Source organism: Microbacterium sp. DT81.1, from assembly GCF_049844955.1.
Taxonomy (GTDB): Bacteria; Actinomycetota; Actinomycetes; order Actinomycetales; family Microbacteriaceae; genus Microbacterium.
Genome location: NZ_JBNCMA010000004.1, coordinates 236,244 through 253,427, shown reverse-complemented (window position 1 = coordinate 253,427; position 17,184 = coordinate 236,244). Strand labels below are relative to the sequence as shown.

General features: G+C 69.1%; 15 protein-coding genes and 2 tRNA genes. 5 read left to right on the top strand and 12 right to left on the bottom strand.

What is annotated here, in order from left to right; genetic code table 11:
- The first annotated feature begins 44 nt into the window (after window positions 1–44).
- A complete protein-coding gene (locus tag ACLQ2Q_RS12675; RefSeq protein ID WP_425820819.1) occupies window positions 45–821 on the top strand; it encodes a DUF2382 domain-containing protein in 777 nt (258 codons plus the stop codon).
- 191 nt (window positions 822–1,012) lie between these two features.
- Here ACLQ2Q_RS12675 and ACLQ2Q_RS12670 read toward each other — a convergent pair.
- The 10 genes from ACLQ2Q_RS12670 to ACLQ2Q_RS12625 form a co-directional block, all read right to left on the bottom strand.
- Window positions 1,013–1,088: transfer RNA gene (locus tag ACLQ2Q_RS12670), tRNA-Thr, on the bottom strand.
- A gap of 79 nt (window positions 1,089–1,167) precedes the next feature.
- Complete coding sequence (locus ACLQ2Q_RS12665) at window positions 1,168–2,718, bottom strand: alpha/beta hydrolase (RefSeq protein WP_425820818.1); 1,551 nt, start codon at window positions 2,716–2,718, stop codon at window positions 1,168–1,170.
- A complete protein-coding gene (locus ACLQ2Q_RS12660) occupies window positions 2,715–3,905 on the bottom strand; it encodes a DNA polymerase III subunit delta' (protein WP_425820817.1) in 1,191 nt (396 codons plus the stop codon). Before ACLQ2Q_RS12660 ends, ACLQ2Q_RS12665 begins: the two co-directional genes overlap by 4 nt.
- Before the next feature lie 35 nt (window positions 3,906–3,940).
- On the bottom strand, window positions 3,941–4,615 hold the full coding sequence (tmk, locus tag ACLQ2Q_RS12655; protein ID WP_425820816.1) for a dTMP kinase: 675 nt from the start codon (window positions 4,613–4,615) through the stop codon (window positions 3,941–3,943).
- Entirely contained in the window at window positions 4,612–7,308 is a 2,697-nt protein-coding gene (topA, locus tag ACLQ2Q_RS12650; RefSeq protein ID WP_425820815.1) for a type I DNA topoisomerase, read from the bottom strand. The genes tmk and topA overlap by 4 nt, the downstream gene beginning before the upstream one ends.
- Window positions 7,309–7,359: 51 nt before the next feature.
- Entirely contained in the window at window positions 7,360–7,683 is a 324-nt protein-coding gene (locus ACLQ2Q_RS12645) for an Rv3654c family TadE-like protein (protein WP_425820814.1), read from the bottom strand.
- Window positions 7,683–8,021 carry a TadE family type IV pilus minor pilin gene (locus ACLQ2Q_RS12640; protein WP_425820813.1) on the bottom strand — a complete coding sequence of 113 codons (339 nt, stop codon included), beginning with the start codon at window positions 8,019–8,021 and terminating at the stop codon, window positions 7,683–7,685. Before ACLQ2Q_RS12640 ends, ACLQ2Q_RS12645 begins: the two co-directional genes overlap by 1 nt.
- Complete coding sequence (locus ACLQ2Q_RS12635; RefSeq protein WP_425820812.1) at window positions 8,018–8,236, bottom strand: DUF4244 domain-containing protein; 219 nt, start codon at window positions 8,234–8,236, stop codon at window positions 8,018–8,020. Before ACLQ2Q_RS12635 ends, ACLQ2Q_RS12640 begins: the two co-directional genes overlap by 4 nt.
- Before the next feature lie 92 nt (window positions 8,237–8,328).
- Window positions 8,329–9,228, bottom strand: coding sequence for a type II secretion system F family protein (locus ACLQ2Q_RS12630; protein WP_425820811.1), 900 nt, complete (start codon window positions 9,226–9,228; stop codon window positions 8,329–8,331).
- Window positions 9,219–10,277 (bottom strand): TadA family conjugal transfer-associated ATPase, encoded by a 1,059-nt coding sequence (locus ACLQ2Q_RS12625; protein ID WP_425820810.1) that lies wholly within the window; start codon window positions 10,275–10,277, stop codon window positions 9,219–9,221. Before ACLQ2Q_RS12625 ends, ACLQ2Q_RS12630 begins: the two co-directional genes overlap by 10 nt.
- 397 nt (window positions 10,278–10,674) lie before the next feature.
- Here ACLQ2Q_RS12625 and acs point away from each other — a divergent pair, with 397 nt between their 5' ends.
- Complete coding sequence (gene acs / locus ACLQ2Q_RS12620; RefSeq protein WP_425820809.1) at window positions 10,675–12,645, top strand: acetate--CoA ligase; 1,971 nt, start codon at window positions 10,675–10,677, stop codon at window positions 12,643–12,645.
- Window positions 12,646–12,674: 29 nt separating this feature from the next.
- On the opposite strand, the gene ACLQ2Q_RS12615 is transcribed toward acs, so the two are convergent.
- Both ACLQ2Q_RS12615 and ACLQ2Q_RS12610 read right to left on the bottom strand, forming a co-directional pair.
- The gene (locus tag ACLQ2Q_RS12615; protein ID WP_425820808.1) at window positions 12,675–13,142 is read right to left on the bottom strand and encodes a RidA family protein; all 468 of its coding nucleotides are present in this window, start codon (window positions 13,140–13,142) and stop codon (window positions 12,675–12,677) included.
- Window positions 13,139–13,366: a hypothetical protein gene (locus ACLQ2Q_RS12610; protein WP_425820807.1), complete on the bottom strand. Its 228-nt coding sequence runs from the start codon at window positions 13,364–13,366 to the stop codon at window positions 13,139–13,141. Before ACLQ2Q_RS12610 ends, ACLQ2Q_RS12615 begins: the two co-directional genes overlap by 4 nt.
- A 98-nt stretch (window positions 13,367–13,464) precedes the next feature.
- Here ACLQ2Q_RS12610 and ACLQ2Q_RS12605 point away from each other — a divergent pair, with 98 nt between their 5' ends.
- From ACLQ2Q_RS12605 to ACLQ2Q_RS12595, 3 genes are all read left to right on the top strand, one after another.
- On the top strand, window positions 13,465–16,056 hold the full coding sequence (locus ACLQ2Q_RS12605) for a transglycosylase domain-containing protein (RefSeq protein ID WP_425820806.1): 2,592 nt from the start codon (window positions 13,465–13,467) through the stop codon (window positions 16,054–16,056).
- On the top strand, window positions 16,056–17,027 hold the full coding sequence (locus ACLQ2Q_RS12600; protein ID WP_425820805.1) for a metallophosphoesterase: 972 nt from the start codon (window positions 16,056–16,058) through the stop codon (window positions 17,025–17,027). The genes ACLQ2Q_RS12605 and ACLQ2Q_RS12600 overlap by 1 nt, the downstream gene beginning before the upstream one ends.
- Window positions 17,028–17,078: 51 nt before the next feature.
- Window positions 17,079–17,155: transfer RNA gene (locus ACLQ2Q_RS12595), tRNA-Pro, on the top strand.
- Window positions 17,156–17,184 lie beyond the last annotated feature (29 nt).

Sequence of the window (17,184 nt, the reverse complement as noted above, 5' to 3'; positions counted from 1 at the left end):
AACAACCCGAAAAGCCTCGCCGCGACACACACTGGAGGAAACAAATGATCAGCACTGACAACATCGGCGCCCTCGTCGGCAGCACCGTGATCGGCTCGGACGGCGACAAGATCGGCACCGTCGGCCAGGTCTACGTCGACCCCGACACGGGACGGCCGAACTGGATCACCGTGCGCACCGGGCTCTTCGGCATGCGCGAGTCCTTCGTCCCGCTCGACGCCGCCGAGCAGACGGGCGACGACATCCGCGTGCCCTACTCGAAGGACTTCGTCAAGGACGCCCCCAACGTCGACCACGAGGGAGCGCTCGAAGAAGACGAGACCGACAACCTCTACTCGTACTACGGCGGGGGCTCGGCCGGCTACTCGCGCACCGCCGACGACGACCGCGGAGCCGACACAAACGGCACCGTCGGCCACGACACCTCCGGCCCCAACACGGACGACGCGATGACCCGCTCAGAGGAGCGGCTGCACGTCGGCACCGAGAAGGTGCAGACCGGTCGCGCGCGACTGCGCAAGTACGTCGTCACCGAGAACCAGACCGTCACGGTTCCGGTCACTCGTGAAGAGGTGCGCATCGAGCGAGAGCCGATCACGGACGCGAACGTCGGCGACGCCCTCAGCGGTCCTGACATCAGCGAGGAGGAGCACGAGGTCATCCTGACCGAAGAGCGCCCCGTCGTCGCCAAGGAGACCGTGCCCGTGGAGCGCGTCCGCCTCGACAAGGAGACCGTCACCGAGAACGAGACCGTCACAGGAGAGGTCCGCAAGGAAGAGATCGAGTTCGACGACGAAACCACCCGCACAGACCGACGGTGACCGTCCCCGCACCCCCGGGTTCGCCGTGAATGGCGGCCCCGGGGGTGTGGCATGTCACGCGGCGCTCCAGCGGCGCGAACGCGCCGATAGTGGCGGAACCAACGACAAGAGCCCGGCCGATGGCCGGGCTCTTTTGTCGTCGGTGACACATGTCGCGACTCGGATGAGACGCATGTGGCGACTCATCGCAGTGGAGCCACCTAAGGGAATCGAACCCTTGACCTATTCATTACGAGTGAATCGCTCTGCCGACTGAGCTAAGGTGGCGCGCCTCGCTCGCGCGATGCACAAGCATCGATATTACCTTGTCACGAGGGGTGCCGCGGACCAGCCAGGGTGCGGCGCGCTATTCGCAGCGAATGTCCTCGGCAGGTGCGTTACCCTCCAGAAGATACGCTTCCACCGCGTCGTCCACGCACGCGTTGCCCTTATTGAAGCCGGTGTGTCCCTCGCCGACGCGGGTGACGAGCACCCCGGAATCGAGCTGACCCGCGAGGGCGACCGCCCACTCGTAGGGAGTGGCGGGGTCGTTCGTGGTCCCGATGACCATGATCGGCGCGGCGCCGGCGGCCGCGATCGGGCCCCGCGTGCCGGTAGGCGGGTAGGGCCACGGGCCGCAATTGCCGGAGAGGTTCCAGTACGGCGCGATGGTCGGTGCCTCATCTTCGAGGATCGCCTCAGCGGCGGCCTCGTCCTCCGCGGTCCAGTCGACGGGGTAGTCCATGCAGTTGTAGGCGTGGAACGCCTCCGAGAAGTTCGCGACGTAGACCCCGTCCACGCGGTCGTTGTACCCGTCGGCCGAGAAGAGGATCGCCTCCGGGTCACCGGCCAGCGCATCGACGAGCGCCCCCGTCAGGAACTCCCAGCTGCCCTGCGAGTACAGCGGGTAGACGATCCCTGTGAGCATGGTGTCCGCGCCGACCTCGCGCCCGTCCGCGGCCTGCATCGGGGACCGGTCCACGCTCGCGAGCAGCGCTCCGATGTCCGCCATCGCCTCATCGACCGTTCCCCTGAATGGGCACTCGCTCCCTGCGAGGCAGGCCCTCATGTAGGCGCGGAGCGCCGACTCGAAGCCGAGCGCCTGGGTCGTTCCCGCCTCCAGGAGGGAGGTGGAGGGATCCACGGCGCCGTCGAGCACCATCCTGCCGACGCGATCGGGGAACAGCTCCGCGTAGGTCGCCCCGAGGAACGTGCCGTAGGAGTAGCCCAGGTAGTTGAGCTTCTCGTCGCCCAGCACGGCCCGCAGCAGATCCAGATCACGGGCCGCGCTGTCGGTCGTGATGAATTCGAGGATGCCGTCGCTGTTCGCCTGGCAGGCCTCCGTGAACCGGCGGTTGCCGTCATCCAGGTGCGCCTCCCATTCGGGCGTTCCACGGCGCGCAGGGGGGATGTCGTAGAGGTAGGCATCCATCCCGGCGGCGTCCAAGCAGGTGACGGGCGTGGACTCGCCCACGCCCCTCGGATCGAAGCCGATCACGTCGTAGTCCTGCATCAGCCGCTCGCCGACTGCGAAGCTTGCGGAGTCGCGGATCAGATCCACGCCGCTGACCCCGGGACCGCCGGGGTTGGTGAGCAGCGACCCGATGGCATCGCCGCCGGTTGCCGGCTGGCGGATCACGGAGAGCTCGACCTCGCCGGCCGAGGGGTCGGCCCAGTTCAGCGGCGCCGTCACCATGGTGCAGTCGAAGCCAGCGCAATCGGTCCACTGGAGAGTCTGGCCGTAGAAGGGCATCAGCCCGGCTGCGACACCGTCGGTGTCGGGCGTGGCAGTGGGGATCGGCCCTGTCCGCTGGCCCGGGATGAGCGAGTAGAGACAGCCGGACAGGGCGATGGATGCGGCGGCGAGTCCCGCGACCACGGCGAGACCGCGGCGCACGCGGGACGGGAACTGCTTCACGGAGTCCTTCCGCTCGTGACCGTCACGAGCCAGCTTTCGAGGGCCAGGGTGGGCGCGACGTTCTGCTCGAGAGCCAGACGCGTGTCTGCCAGGTGATCGAGTACGACCAGGGTGCGTTCGGGCGTCCACGCGTCGGCGAGCGCCTGCAGTTCCGGCCGGAGTTCGCGATTGATCAGGTCGTCGTCTCGGCCGAACTGCAGCAGCACGACGTCGCGGAACATCGACTGCAGGTCGGTCAGCACGCGGTCGATGCCGTCGCGCAGACTGCGAGTGGCCCGCCGCTTCTGCTCGTCCTCGAGCGCGGACAACTGGGATCGGACCGCCGGCGGGATGGCGGCCCCTTGTGCGACGCCCACCGTGCGCAGCAGCGACGAACGCTCGGCGTCATCACGCTCAGCGGTCAGAGCGTTCGCGTCCTCGGTGGCGGCGGCCACGATGCGCCCGGCGACGTCGACCACGTCGCCGACGCCTCTCGCCCGCAGCACGGCGCGCAGGGTGTCGTCCCGCCGTGCCCGCGACGCCGGATCGGTGGCCAGGCGCTGTGCCATGCCGATGTGCCGCTGGGCGTGCCGGGCGGACTGTTCCGCGACCGCCATGTCGACGCCCGTGCGGGTCGCGATGAGGCGGGCCACGTCGTTGATGCTCGGCTCGCGCAGGCGCAGTCCGCGCACCCTCGAGCGGATGGTGGGGAGGAGGTCTGCCTCGCTGGGAGCGCAGAGCACCCATACCGTGCGCTCTGGCGGCTCCTCCAGGGCCTTCAGCAGCACGTTGGACGTGCGCTCCGTCATGCGGTCGGCGTCTTCCACCACGATCACCCGATGCCGGCCGGCGGCCGGCGCGAAGTACGAGCGCTCGACGAGCGCCCGGGCATCCTTGATGGAGATGATCACGCCCTCCGTGCGGAGGGCGGTGAGATCCGGGTGCGTGCCGGCGATGACCTGCCGCATCGTGGCCTCGTCACCCTCGTGCTCCGCGATGAGGGCGGCGGCGAAGGCGTACGCCAGCGTCGAGCGACCCGATCCGGGCGGGCCGGTCAGCAGCCACGCGTGGGTCATGCTCTCGGGTTCTGCCACGGCGGATCGGAGCGCGTCGACGGCGTCATCCTGACCCCAGACGGCGCCCCACGGGAGCCCGGGCGGGCGGTGGGTGGCGTCGCCGCCGACGCCCGCTCGCTCCTCCACCTGCATGCCGACCAGCCTAACCGCGGGCACCGACGGCCCGGCTAACGCGCAAGGGCGCCGGCGACGCGGTCGCGCACGGCCGCCGCGAGCCGGTCGACGGGCAGCGTCGCGTCGAGCACCAGGAAGCGGTCGGGCTCGGCGGCGGCGAGCGCGAGGAAGCCCTCGCGCACGCGAACATGGAACTCGTCCCGCTCGGCCTCGAGGCGATCGAATGGCTTGTCGTCTGCGTGCAGCCGGTCGCGCGCGACAGCGGGGTCGAGATCGAGCAGCACGGTGACATCCGGCAGCAGCCCGCCGGCGGCCCAGAGAGAGAGGTCGCGGACCTCGCCGGCGTCGAGCACGCGTCCGGCACCCTGGTAGGCGACGGACGAGTCGAGGTACCGGTCCTGGATCACGACGTCGCCGCGCTCGAGCGCGGGGCGCACCAGGGTCGCGATGTGGTGAGCGCGGTCCGCGGCATAGAGCAGGGCCTCGGCGCGGGGCGCGATGTCGCCGCGGTGGTGCAGCACGATGTCGCGCACCAGCACTCCGACGTCGGTGCCCCCGGGCTCCCGCGTTCTCAGGACACTGCGACCCGTGGAGGTGAGCCATTCACCGAGCAGGGTCGCCTGGGTCGTCTTGCCCGCCCCGTCACCGCCTTCGAGGGTGATCCAGACGCCGCGCCGGGATCCGCTGCTCGCCTCGGTCTGCTGCCCCCGCGGTACGGGGTCGGTCACTTCTTCTTCGCCGGGGCCTTGCGCGCCGGAGCCTTGCGCGTGGCCGTGCGCTTGGGCGCCGGTCCATTGGCGCGCTTGTCGGCGAGCATCTCGACTGCGCGTTCGAACGTGATCTCCTCGACCGTGGTCCCGCGCGGGATGGTGACGTTCGTCTCCCCGTCCGTCACGTACGCGCCGAATCGGCCGTCGCGCACCCGGATCGGTTTGCCGCTCGTGGGGTCGGCCTCGAACTCCTTGAGGGCGCTCGATGGCCGGCGCGCCCCGTACTTCGGCAGCGCGTAGATCTCGAGCGCCTGTTCGAGTGTGACCTCGAAGAGCTGGCTCTCGCTGTCGAGCGAGCGGGAGTCCGTCCCCTTCTTGAGGTAGGGGCCGTACCGGCCGTTCTGCGCGGTGATGACCTCTCCGGACTCCGGATCGGTGCCGACGACCCTCGGCAGGTCGAGCAGTCGCAGTGCCGTCGGGAGGTCGACGGTCTCGACGGACATGTCCTTGAACAGCGACGCCGTGCGGGGCTTCGGAGCGACATCCTTCTTCGCCGCAGTCTTCTTCTTGGGCGCGTCGACGATCTCGCCGGTCGACTCGTCCACCGCTTCGGGGTCCTCGGGCTCGAGCTCGGTGACGTAGGGGCCGTACCGTCCGTCCTTCACGACGACGAGCTTGCCGTTCTCGGGGTTCTCTCCGAGTACGCGGTCTCCGGCGACGGGCGCCTCGATGAGCTCCTGGGCCTTCTCGCGGGTGAGCTCGTCCGGCGCGAGGTCGTCCGGGATGTTGACGATCCGGGGCTTGGCCTCGGGATCCTCGGGATCGAGCACCTCGAGATAGGGCCCGTACTTGCCGAAGCGCAGCGTCGCCGTGTCGGTGATCGGCGTGGAGTTGAGCGCCCGCGCATCGATCTCGCCGAGATTGTCGACGATGTTCCGCAGCCCGACCTGTCCCTCGGAGCCGAAGTAGAACGACCGCAGCCACTCCACGCGCTTCTGCTCGCCCCGTGCGATGGCATCGAGGTCGTCCTCGAGCGCGGCCGTGAAGTCGTAGTCGACGAGGTCGGCGAAGTGCTCTTCGAGCAGGCGCACGACGCTGAAGGCAAGCCAGCTGGGCACGAGGGCCTGACCCCGCTTGGTGACGTAGCCGCGCTCGATGATCGTGTCGATGATGCTGGCGAAGGTGGAGGGGCGCCCGATGCCCTTCTCCTCCAGCGCCTTGACGAGGCTCGCCTCGGTGTAGCGCGGCTTGGGAGTCGTCGAGTGGCCCTTCGGCTCGACGTCGGAGACGCCGAGCGCGTCGCCGACGGCGACCACGGGCAGGGACTGGTCGTCGGCCTTGTCGGCGTCGCTGCGCTTCTCGTCGCGCCCCTCCTCGTACGCCTGCAGGAAGCCCTTGAAGGTGTAGACGGTTCCGGATGCCGTGAACTCGGCGACCCGGCCGCCGGCGTTCACTTCGAGCGTGACCGTCGTTGTCTCATAAGTGGCGTCGGACATCTGGCTGGCGACGGTGCGCTTCCAGATGAGGTCGTAGAGGCGATGCTCGTCGCGGTCCAGCTCGGAGGAGAGCGAGGCGGGGGTGCGGAACTCCTCGCCGGAGGGCCTGATGGCCTCGTGCGCCTCCTGTGCGTTCTTGCTCTTGCTCTTGTACACCCGCGGGTTCAGCGGCACTGCGCCCTCGCCGTAGAGCGCGACCGCCTGCGACCGCGCCGCCTCGATCGCCTGCGCGCTCAGCGCGACCGAGTCGGTGCGCATATAGGTGATGAACCCCTTCTCGTAGAGGCGCTGGGCGGTGGACATCGCCTGCTTGGCGCTCATCGAGAGCTTGCGCCCGGCCTCCTGCTGAAGGGTCGAGGTGGTGAACGGGGCGTAGGGCCGCCGGGTTCCTGGCTTGGCCTCCACCTTCGAGACGGATGCCCGTCCGGCGGCCTCGATGGCTTTGGCGAGGTCGCGAGCCGCCGTCTCGTCGAGGACGACGACGGCCTTCTTGAGCTGCCCGAGGTCATCGAAGTCGGTGCCGCGCGCGATGGGGGCGCCGTCCAGGCGAGCGAGGCGGGTCAGGAAGGACTGCTCGTCCTTGGCGGCGAGCGCCTCGACGTCCCAGTAGCCGGCGGAGACGAATGCCATCCGCTCGCGCTCCCGCTCCACGACCATCCGGGTTGCGGCCGACTGCACGCGACCTGCGGAGAGGCCCGTCTGCACCTTGTACCAGAGCACCGGGGAGACGTCCCAGCCGAAGAGGCGGTCGAGGATGCGACGGGTCTCCTGTGCATCGACCAGGGCGAGATCCAGCTCGCGGGTGTTGCCGACCGCGGCCTGGATCGCGTCCTTGGTGATCTCGTGGAAGACCATGCGCTTGACGGGAACCTTCGGGTTCAGCACCTGCAGCAGGTGCCACGCGATGGCCTCGCCCTCGCGATCCTCATCAGTTGCCAGCAGGACCTCGTCTGCGCCCTTGAGCGCGCGCTTGAGTTCGCTGACCGTCTTCGTCTTGCGATCGCTGACGACGTAGTACGGGTCGAAGTCGTTCTCGATGTCGATGGAGTACTTGCCGTAGGCCTGCTTGTGCTCCGCCGGGATGCTCTTCTTGTCGGCGAGGTCGCGGATGTGCCCCACCGAGCTCAGCACCTTGTAGTCGTCGCCGAGGTAGCCCTGGATCGACCTCATCTTCGTCGGGGACTCGACGATGACGAGCTTCTTGCCTTGTGCCAAGGGGCATCCTTTCTTCGAAGCACACCATACACACCCCTTACTGGGTGCGGCTCACAGCGTCGGCGGCGGAGCGGCCCGGGCGGAGGCCCGGACAGCCATTCCCGCATACGTGTCCTCTACCGTGACGGTGGCGACCAGACCTTCCACCTCGCAGGCGGTGACTCGTGCGCCGTTCGCCGCCGCGACGTGGGCGGCCCTCGTGCAGGGCTCTCCGAGAACAGCACCGGATGCCGCGTCCGCGGCGGCCAGCGCCGCCGCGTCCGCCGTTCCCGCCGCGCGCTGGCCGGCCACCGTGGCGCCGCCCACGACGGCGAGCCCCAGGGTGAAGCAGGCCAGGCACGCCAGGGCGCCGACGGTGACGACCGCGCCCGCCATCAGAGCCCGCCGGCCAGGGCACAGCTTGTCGCCCGCAGGGTGAGGGGAAGCAGACCAGCGGCGCGGACGGCGGCCGATGCGGTCACGCAGACGAGGTCCCCACGCCGCTCGATGTCGGCCCCGGCATCCGTCACCGCTGCCGCGACCACCGCACCTGCCCTCCCCTCGGCTTCGCCGCGCGCCACCAGGCGGGCGGCATCCGCCGCCGCGTCCTGCAGGCGCACCTGCTGCGCCCCCGCCGCGAGTGCTCCCGCACCCAGCGCGAGGGTGAGCAGGATCGCCGGAAGCACCACGGCGAACTCGGCGGCGACCGACCCACCGTCATCCGCTCGCCTCATGCCACGGTGAGGGCGCGGCGCACGAGGTCCGTGAGCATGCCACGTACCTCGTCGCTGCGCATGATGACGACCAGCATGCCGGCGAATGCCACGGCCGCCATCGTGGCGATCGCATACTCCGCTGTGGCCGCGCCCGTGTCGTCGCTGAAGATCTGCGTGGCACTGCGGCGGGTGAGCCGGGGGATGCCGTGCGCCGTGGGCTTCCAGGGATTCATGGTTCTCCTCTTTCTTAGGTGTCGAGTTCTCTTGGGAGTGCTTGCGGGTCGAGTCGTCTGGCGGATGCGACGGAGTCCGTGCGGGCGGGCTGTCAGAGCGAAAGCGGGGTGGTCGTCAGGACGCTCAGCATCATGGGCGCGACTCCGAGCAGGAGGAATGCGGGCAGCGTGCACACCCCCAAGGGAAGAAGGAGCTTCGATGCCAGACGCGACGCGCGGAGCCGGCCTTCGGTGCGAGCCGCGTGCCTCGCGGACGCCGCGGACGCACGAAGCAGTTCGACCGCGGGCACCCCGGCCGCACGCGAGAGAGCGAGGATCGGCTCGATGTGATCTCCGGGGCCGGGGCTGCTGCCAGGCGCAGCCGTCACCAGTCGGCGGGCGCGCTCGACCGAGACTCCGCCGCTGAGCGCGATCGCGACCAGTTCGGCGTGCAGCCCCGGGATGAACGCGGGCGGCTGGGCCTTGCGGACGAGCGAGGCGGTCCATCGTCGGGCCAGCAGGAGCAGCCCGACTCCCCCCACCAGGCATGCCCAGCCGAGCGGTCCGCCGACGAGCACGCGAAGCGTCTCGAAACCCAGCGCCGACCCGAGCGCGACACCGACAAGCGGCAGCCACAGCATGAGGCGGGCGCTGCCGGCAGGTTCGGCGAGGGCGATGCGCACGTCGTCGGCCGCCTCGTGCGCGTCGCGCAGCGCCTCGGCGAGCCCGCGCAGGCTCTCGGCCAGCGGCGCGCCGACGGTGGTCGCGACCTCCCAGGCGGCCGCGACGTCTTTCCAGGCGCCACCACCGGCGAGGATCGCCTCCGGAACCGTTTCGCCCGCCGCGATTCCGGCCACGACCCGCAGGGCGGCGGGGTCCCCCGATTCGCCGAGGTGACGCCACGCACCGGCGGGGACGATTCCCGCCTGCAGCAGCACGGCCAGCCGCAGCACACTGTCGGCCACCGACGCCGGCGCCGGCTCCTTGGATCGAGCCCGCCGTGTCAGGACCACAAGGTGACCTCCTCAACAGTGAGTCGGCCGTCATCCAGTGTGAAGCGGCCGGCGTGCGCGAGCCGGCGGACCCCCGACGGCGACCGCTCCAGGTGCAGCACCAAGCCGATCGCGCTCGTGACCTGACGAGCCAGGGCCCGGTCATCCAGTCCGGCGAGCGCACCGAGAGCCTCGAGTCGGGCCGGCACATCTCCCAGACCGCTGGCGTGCAGAGTGCCGGCACCACCGTCGTGGCCCGTGTTGAGGGCAGCCAGCAGCTCACGCACCTCTTCTCCGCGGCACTCCCCCACCACGAGCCGGTCCGGGCGCATGCGGAGCGCTTCGCGCACCAGCCGGGCGAGGCCGATGGCACCGGCGCCCTCGAGGTTCGCCTGGCGCGCCTCCAGCGCCACGTGGTGAGGATGCCGGATGCGAAGCTCCGCAACATCCTCGATCGTGACGATCCGCTCCGTCGCCGGGGCCTCCGCGAGCAGCGCGGCGAGCAGGGTGGTCTTGCCGGTGCCGGCGGCGCCGGTGATCAACAGATTGGTGCGTGCTCGGACCGTCTCGACGAGCCACTCGCGCATCCCGGGCACGAACGCGCCATGCCTCTCGAGCTCGTCAAGACTCGGCTGGGCGAGGCTGGGCACCCGCACGGACACCACGGTTCCCGACGTGGACACCGGCGGGAGAACCGCGTGCACACGGATGCCGCCCTCGAGTCGCACATCGACGCACGGCGCGGCTTCATCGATGTGACGACCGCCGAGGGCGATGAGGGCGGTGGCGAGTTCGCGCACCTCCCTCTCCGCGGCACGCCACTCCGGGTCGCGCACGGAACCGGCGCCCCGATCGACGAAGAGGCCGTCGGATCCGTTCAGGAAGAGGTCCGTGACGTCCGGATCTGCGAGGTACGGTCCGAGCGCCCCGAACTCGGGCCCCGGCACGCGGAGCGGCGGCCGGCCAGGCCGGGGACCGCCCGGTGCGAATGCGGGCGGACGCTCGGCGGCCACCGAAGAGGCGGTGCTCCCCTCGATGCCGCGGGGAATGACGACGAAGCGCTCGGGCATACGCCGAAGCTAGATGCGCGGTGCAAGCGGCAGCACCGGCGCTCGGCGATCGGTGCGCGATCGATTCTCCGACGAGCCTGGGGAGGAGAGGGCCGGGAAACGAGAAGGCGGCATCCCATGGGGGGAATGGGATGCCGCCATGCGCGACACATGATCGGGGGGTGATCGGGTGTCACAATGCCAGAACCGAACGTTCGGCCGGTGATGAGCATACGCATACATCCGTTCACCTGCCAAACAAATCCCGGCTTACGGAACCGGTATATCGGTCGTGTCGGGAAACGAGGCATCCACCGACTTTCGGCGGTAGCCGCCGAAGCACCTCGGAGATAGATTTCACCGTGTCGTCAGAAGAACCGGGCACCGCCGGGATCCGCCGCAAGGGAGCGCGCAGCGCATGAGCAGTCAGATCGATCACCTCTTCAACGAGACCCGGCGCTTCGCGCCGCCGGAGGAGTTCGCCGCCGGGGCCGTCGCAACGGCCGAGCTCTACGAACGAGCCGCCGAAGACCACGAGGAGTTCTGGGCCGAGCAGTCCCGCGCGCTGCTGCACTGGCACACTCCGTTCAGCCGGACCCTCGACTGGTCGAACCCGCCCTTCGCGAAGTGGTTCGACGACGGCGGGCTGAATGTGGCCTACAACTGCCTCGACCGGCACGTGGAGGCCGGGAACGGCGATCGACCGGCGCTGCTCTGGGAGGGCGAGCCGGGCGACGCCAGGATCGTCACCTACGCCGAGCTCACAGAGGAGGTCAAGCGGGTCGCGAACGTCCTGACCGATCTGGGGGTCGGCGCTGGCGACCGCGTGGCCATCTATCTGCCGATGATCCCCGAGGCGGTCGCCGCCATGCTCGCCGTCGCCCGCGTCGGCGCCATCCACTCGGTCGTGTTCGGGGGGTTCTCCGCCGACAGCCTGCGCGCCCGGATCGATGACGCGGGCGCGAAGCTGGTCATCACGGCGGACGGCGGTTATCGCAAGGGCAAGGTGTCCGCGCTCAAGCCGGCCGTCGACATGGCCCTCGCCGACCGCAACGGGTCGGGGGCACAGCAGACCGTCGAGCACGTGCTCGTGGTGCGCCGCGGCGAGAACGACGTGGACTGGGTCGATGGTCGCGACATCTGGTGGCACGACGTGGTGCCGGCGGCATCCGCCTCGCACGAGGCGCAGCCGTTCCCCGCGGAGAATCCGCTGTTCATCCTCTACACGTCCGGCACCACCGGTAAGCCCAAGGGCATCCTGCACACCTCCGGCGGCTACCTCACCCAGGTCGCATTCACCCACCGGAATGTGTTCGACCTCAAGCCCGAGAGCGACGTCTACTGGTGCACGGCGGACATCGGGTGGGTCACCGGCCATTCCTACGTGACGTATGGTCCGCTCGCCAACGGCGCCACGCAGGTGCTCTACGAGGGGACGCCCGACACACCGCACCCAGGGCGGTGGTGGGAGATCATCGAGAAGTACAAGGTCTCGATCTTCTACACGGCGCCCACGGCGATCCGGTCCTTCATGAAGATCGGGCGCGCGATCCCCAAGAAGTTCGACCTCTCGTCCCTGCGCCTGCTCGGCTCCGTCGGAGAGCCGATCAATCCAGAGGCGTGGATGTGGTACCGCAAGATCATCGGCGGCAAGACGGCGCCCATCGTCGACACCTGGTGGCAGACCGAGACCGGCGCGATCATGATCTCGGCGCTGCCGGGCGTCACGGAGACGAAGCCCGGATCAGCCCAGGTTCCGCTCCCGGGAATCGAGATCGAGGTCGTGGACGAGGCCGGCGACCACGTCGGCGAGGGCAACGGCGGACTGCTGGTCGTGACGAAGCCGTGGCCGAGCATGCTCCGGGGCATCTGGGGCGACCCGGATCGGTTCGTCGAGACCTACTGGGAGAAGTTCCGCGACAAGGGCTACTACTTCGCCGGCGACGGCGCCCGGCTGGATGAGGACGGCGACGTGTGGTTGCTGGGCAGGGTGGATGACGTGATGAACGTCTCGGGACACCGGCTCTCCACCGCCGAGATCGAATCAGCCCTCGTCGCTCACGAGGCGACCGCCGAGGCCGCCGTCGTCGGGGCCTCCGATGAGACGACGGGGCAGGCGGTCGTCGCCTTCGTGATCATCAAGGAGAGCTACCTCGCCGAGCACTCCCCCGAGGGGCTTGCCAACGCCCTTCGTCAGTGGGTCGGCGAGCAGATCGGACCGATCGCGCGCCCCCGGGACGTCTACATCGTGGCCGAGCTGCCGAAGACCCGGTCGGGCAAGATCATGCGACGGCTGCTGCGGGATGTCGCGGAGGGCCGCGAGATCGGCGACACCACGACGCTCGCCGACACGGCGGTGATGAGCGTCATCTCGGCGCAGGTGCACTGACCGGTCCAGTGGGGTGGCCGGACATCGGGTCACGCGAAGGTGAAGACGACCTCGACTTCGACGGGGCTGTCCAAGGGAAGCGCGGTCACACCCACGGCGGATCGGGCGTGCCTGCCGGCCTCGCCGAAGATCTCCCCGAGCACCTCACTGGCGCCGTTGATGACACCGGGCTGGCCGGTGAACTCCGGGACCGAGGCGACGAAGCCGGTGAGCTTCAGCACCCCGCTGAGGCGATCCACTCCGCCGACGGCCGCGGCGGCGGCGGCCAGCGCGTTCAGGGCGCACTGACGGGCGTACCCCTTCGCATCGGCGGCGCCCACCAGCCCGTCGCCCTCCCCGACCTTCCCCGTGCCGGGCATGGCGCCCGCGACCATGGGCAGCTGGCCGGAGGTGTAGACCAGGTCGCCATATGCCTTCGCCGGTACGTATGCGGCCACGGGCGGCACCACCTCGGGCAGCTGGATGCCCAGATCGACGAGTCGCTCGGAAACGGTCACCGGGGGTCTCCCTCGAACTGCCTCGCCGCCTGCGCGGCGGCGGCGATTCCGGCGGCGTTGCCGGCCGGCTCGACGCCGACCGGACGCTTCAGATACGCCACCAGTCCGCCCTCGGGGCCGGTGACCACCTGAACCAGTTCCCAGCCCTGTTTGCCCCAGTTGTTGAGGATGGCGGCGGTGTTGTGAATCAGCAGCGGCGTGGTGAGGTATTCCCAAGTGGTCAATGGAACTCCCGGTGGATCGGCGGAAAACCGGGGGCCGAAGCGGCGCAACCCCGCGCCCGTAAAGGGTTCGCTCAGGTATCTCCCCTACGATCAAGCCTATGCCTGTTAAGAAACGGACGGCTACGGGCGTGCTCGGCGGACTCGCCGGCCTCGTAGGCCTGAGCGCTGTCGCCGGTGTATTGATCACTGCGACCGTGACCCCCGCCATCGCCGTTTCCGGCGCCGCCGCATCGAGCGCGATCACGATGTTCGACCAGCTGCCGAGTGCGCTCGAGATCGATCAGCTCATGCTGCCGACCACGCTGTACTACAAGAATCCCGACACGGGCGAGGACATCGTCCTCACGAAGTTCTGGGATCAGAACCGCATCCCGGTCTCGTTCGAGGAAGTCCCCACCGTCATGTACGACGCGATCCTCTCCAGTGAGGATCCTCGCTACTACGAGCACGGGGGTGTCGACCTCATCGGCACGACCCGCGCCGTGCTGACCAACATCCGAGGCGGATCGGAGACCCAGGGCGGGTCATCCATCAGCCAGCAGTACGTCAAGAACGTCCTGATCCAGCGCTGCGAGGCGGACGCGGAGACGGAAGAGGCGAAGGCTGCCTGCTTCTACGAAGCCACGCAGTCCAGCGGCACGGAGGGCATCCAGCGCAAGCTTCAGGAGATGCGCTACGCCATCCAGCTGGAGAAGGAGTACTCGAAGAACGAGATCCTGCTCGGCTACCTCGACATCGCCAACTTCGGCGGCACCAACTACGGCATCGGTGCCGCGGCGCAGTACTACTTCGGCGTCCCGGCGAGCCAGCTCAGCCTTACGCAGGCCGCCACGCTGGCCGGCATGGTGCAGAATCCGAACAGCTACCGGATCGACCAGCCGACCAACGAGGTCAACGGTGCCGCCGACGGCTACTCGAAGGCGAAGGGCCGCCAGACGTATGTGCTCGGCCGCATGCTCGAAGACGGGAAGATCACCCAGGAGCAGCACGATGCCGCGGTGGCGGAGCCCATCACCCCCAACATCGTGCAGCCGCAGACCGGCTGCGCTGCGGCCCTCGGATCGGCCTACTTCTGCCAGTACGTCAAGACGATCATCCAGAGCGACCCCGCCTTCGGCGCCACTGACAAGGATCGCGAAGAGGCGCTCAAGCGAGGGGGGCTGAACGTCTACACCTCGCTCGACGTGCGCCTCCAGCTGCCCGCGGAGCAGGCGATGCGCGACTGGGCTCCGGGCAGGATCGACGGGATGAGCTTCGGCGCGGCCTCGGTGAACGTCGAGGCCACGACCGGCCGCGTCCTGTCGATGGCCCAGAACACGACATTCACGGAGGACCTCGCCCTGTCGGCAACCGACCCCGCCTACTCCTCGTTGGTCTACGCCTCGGACAAGGCGCACGGAGGTTCACAGGGCTTCCCCGTCGGCTCCACCTACAAGCTGTTCACGCTGATCGACTGGCTCGAGAAGGGCCACTCGCTGAATGAGACACTCAACGGCGTCAACCGTGTGTTCCCGCGCATGAAGGCCAATTGTCAAGGCGATTGGGTCAACACGACCAGGACGAAGATCGACAACTTCGCCAAGGACGGTGGCTACACCGGCACCGTCTCGCAGTTCACGAAGGCGTCCCTGAACAGCGGATTCCTCGCGATGGCCGAGAAGCTCGACCTGTGCGACATCAACAAGGTCGCCGACCGGATGGGCGTGAAGACCGGAGACGGGCAGCTCACCTACCAGAGCAACCCTGACGTCGGATACATCGCGAACGTCGCCTTCGACGTGCTCGGCTCCAAGAACATCTCGCCGCTCGCCATGGCCGGCGCCTACGCCACGGTGGCCAATAAGGGCATCTACTGCACGCCGAAGGCGATCGACCGGGTCACGGACGCGAACGGCCAGGAGATCGCGCCGCCGGTGTCGACCTGCACCCAGGTGATCGCCCCCGAGGTCGCTGCCACGGCCGCGTACGCCCTCCAGGGCGTCATGAACTCCGGCGGCACCGGTGCCGCCTCGAACCCCCGCGATGGCACTCCGCTGATCGGCAAGACGGGAACGCACAACACGTACCAGACCATGATGATCGAGTCGAGCACGAACGCGACGACCGCCGTCTGGGTCGGCAACGTCAAGGACGAGGCGACCCTCTACAAGCGCTACTACAACGGCGTGGAACTCGCCCAGCTGCGCCACAGGATCGCTCCGGTGATCCAGCGAGCGGCGAACGCCGTGTACGGCGGCGACGAGTTCCCGCGACCCGACAACAACCTGACGCGCCAGGTCCTCACCAACTTGCCCAGCACCGTGGGGATGCCGGTCGACCAAGCGCGCGCGACGCTTCAGGAAGCGGGCTTCACCGTGCTCGTCGGCGAGGCGGTCGATTCCGGCGAGGCCGAGGGCATCATCGCCCGGCAGGACCCGGCCGGCGGCCGGATCGCCGGTGGGGCGACAGTGACGATCAACCCGAGCAACGGCCAGGGGATTTCGGTCCCCGACGTCTCGGGTCAACGACCGGAGCAGGCGCTGAGCGCCATCCGCGGCGCGGGCTTCGGCAACGCCGCACCCGGCACCTGCACGGAGGACGCCAATGCCGATAAGGCGGGTGTCGTCACATCGACGAACCCGGCGGCCGGCTCCGTGACCAACCGCAACGCACAGATCAGCGTCAACTACTCGCGCGACAAGTGCCCCTGATGGCGGGTGTCACCCGCTCCCCCGCCGTGACCGCGGTCGCGGCGGCGGCAGCTCTGGGCGCGGCCGCCGCAGTATGGGGCGTCGGGATCGAACGACACCTGTTCACCATTCGGCGTGCCACCGTGCCGATCCTCGAACCGGGCTCGGAACCGATCCGGGTGCTGCACATCTCGGACGTGCACATGGCGCCGTGGCAGCGCCGCAAGCAGGGGTGGATCGCCTCGCTCACCGCGCTCGACCCGGACCTCATCGTCAACACCGGCGACAACCTGGGGCACGCCGACGGACTGCGCGGGATCCGCGCGGCCTTCGCCGGGTTCCGCGGCATCCCGGGCGTCTTCGTGCACGGGTCCAACGACCACACCGCACCGTCGCCTCGCAACCCGCTGCGTTACTTCACCGGGCCGTCCAAGAAGCACCCCACGTCCGAACCGCTCGACACCGACGGGCTGGACACCTTCATGTCCTCCACGCTCGGCTGGCAGGACGTCAACAACACCGCGACGAGCATCGAGGTGCGGGGGCACCGAATCGACGTGTTCGGCGTCAGCGACGCGCACCGCGAGTGGGACCGGCTCGATGTGCTGCCGGGAATGGTCGAGGACCTTCGTCAGGGCGAGGTCGACCTGAACGGCGATGAATACGGCCACGACGGCGAAGACCGGCATCCGCTCACGCTCGGAGTCACCCACGCGCCGTACCGACGCGTGCTCGATGCCTTCACCGGTCTCGGCGCCGACATGATCTTCGCCGGCCACACCCACGGCGGGCAGGTGCGCATCCCCGGGTTCGGGGCGCTCGTCGCCAACTGCGACATCCCGCTCAAGCAGTCGCGCGGGTTGAGCTCGTGGACGGACGGCCGGACGGTGCCCCTGAACGTCAGCGCCGGCCTCGGTCACTCCATTTACGCGCCGGTCCGCTTCGCCTGCCTTCCGGAGGCATCGCTGCTGACTCTGGTGCCGCGGTCGTGAACCCGGTGGACGAGGGCGGTCTGCCCATCGGGTAGACTCGGAGGGTTGCCACGGGGTGTGGCGCAGCTTGGTAGCGCGCGTCGTTCGGGACGACGAGGCCGCAGGTTCAAATCCTGTCACCCCGACCAGCAAAGGGGCTTCGCCGACAGGCGGGGCC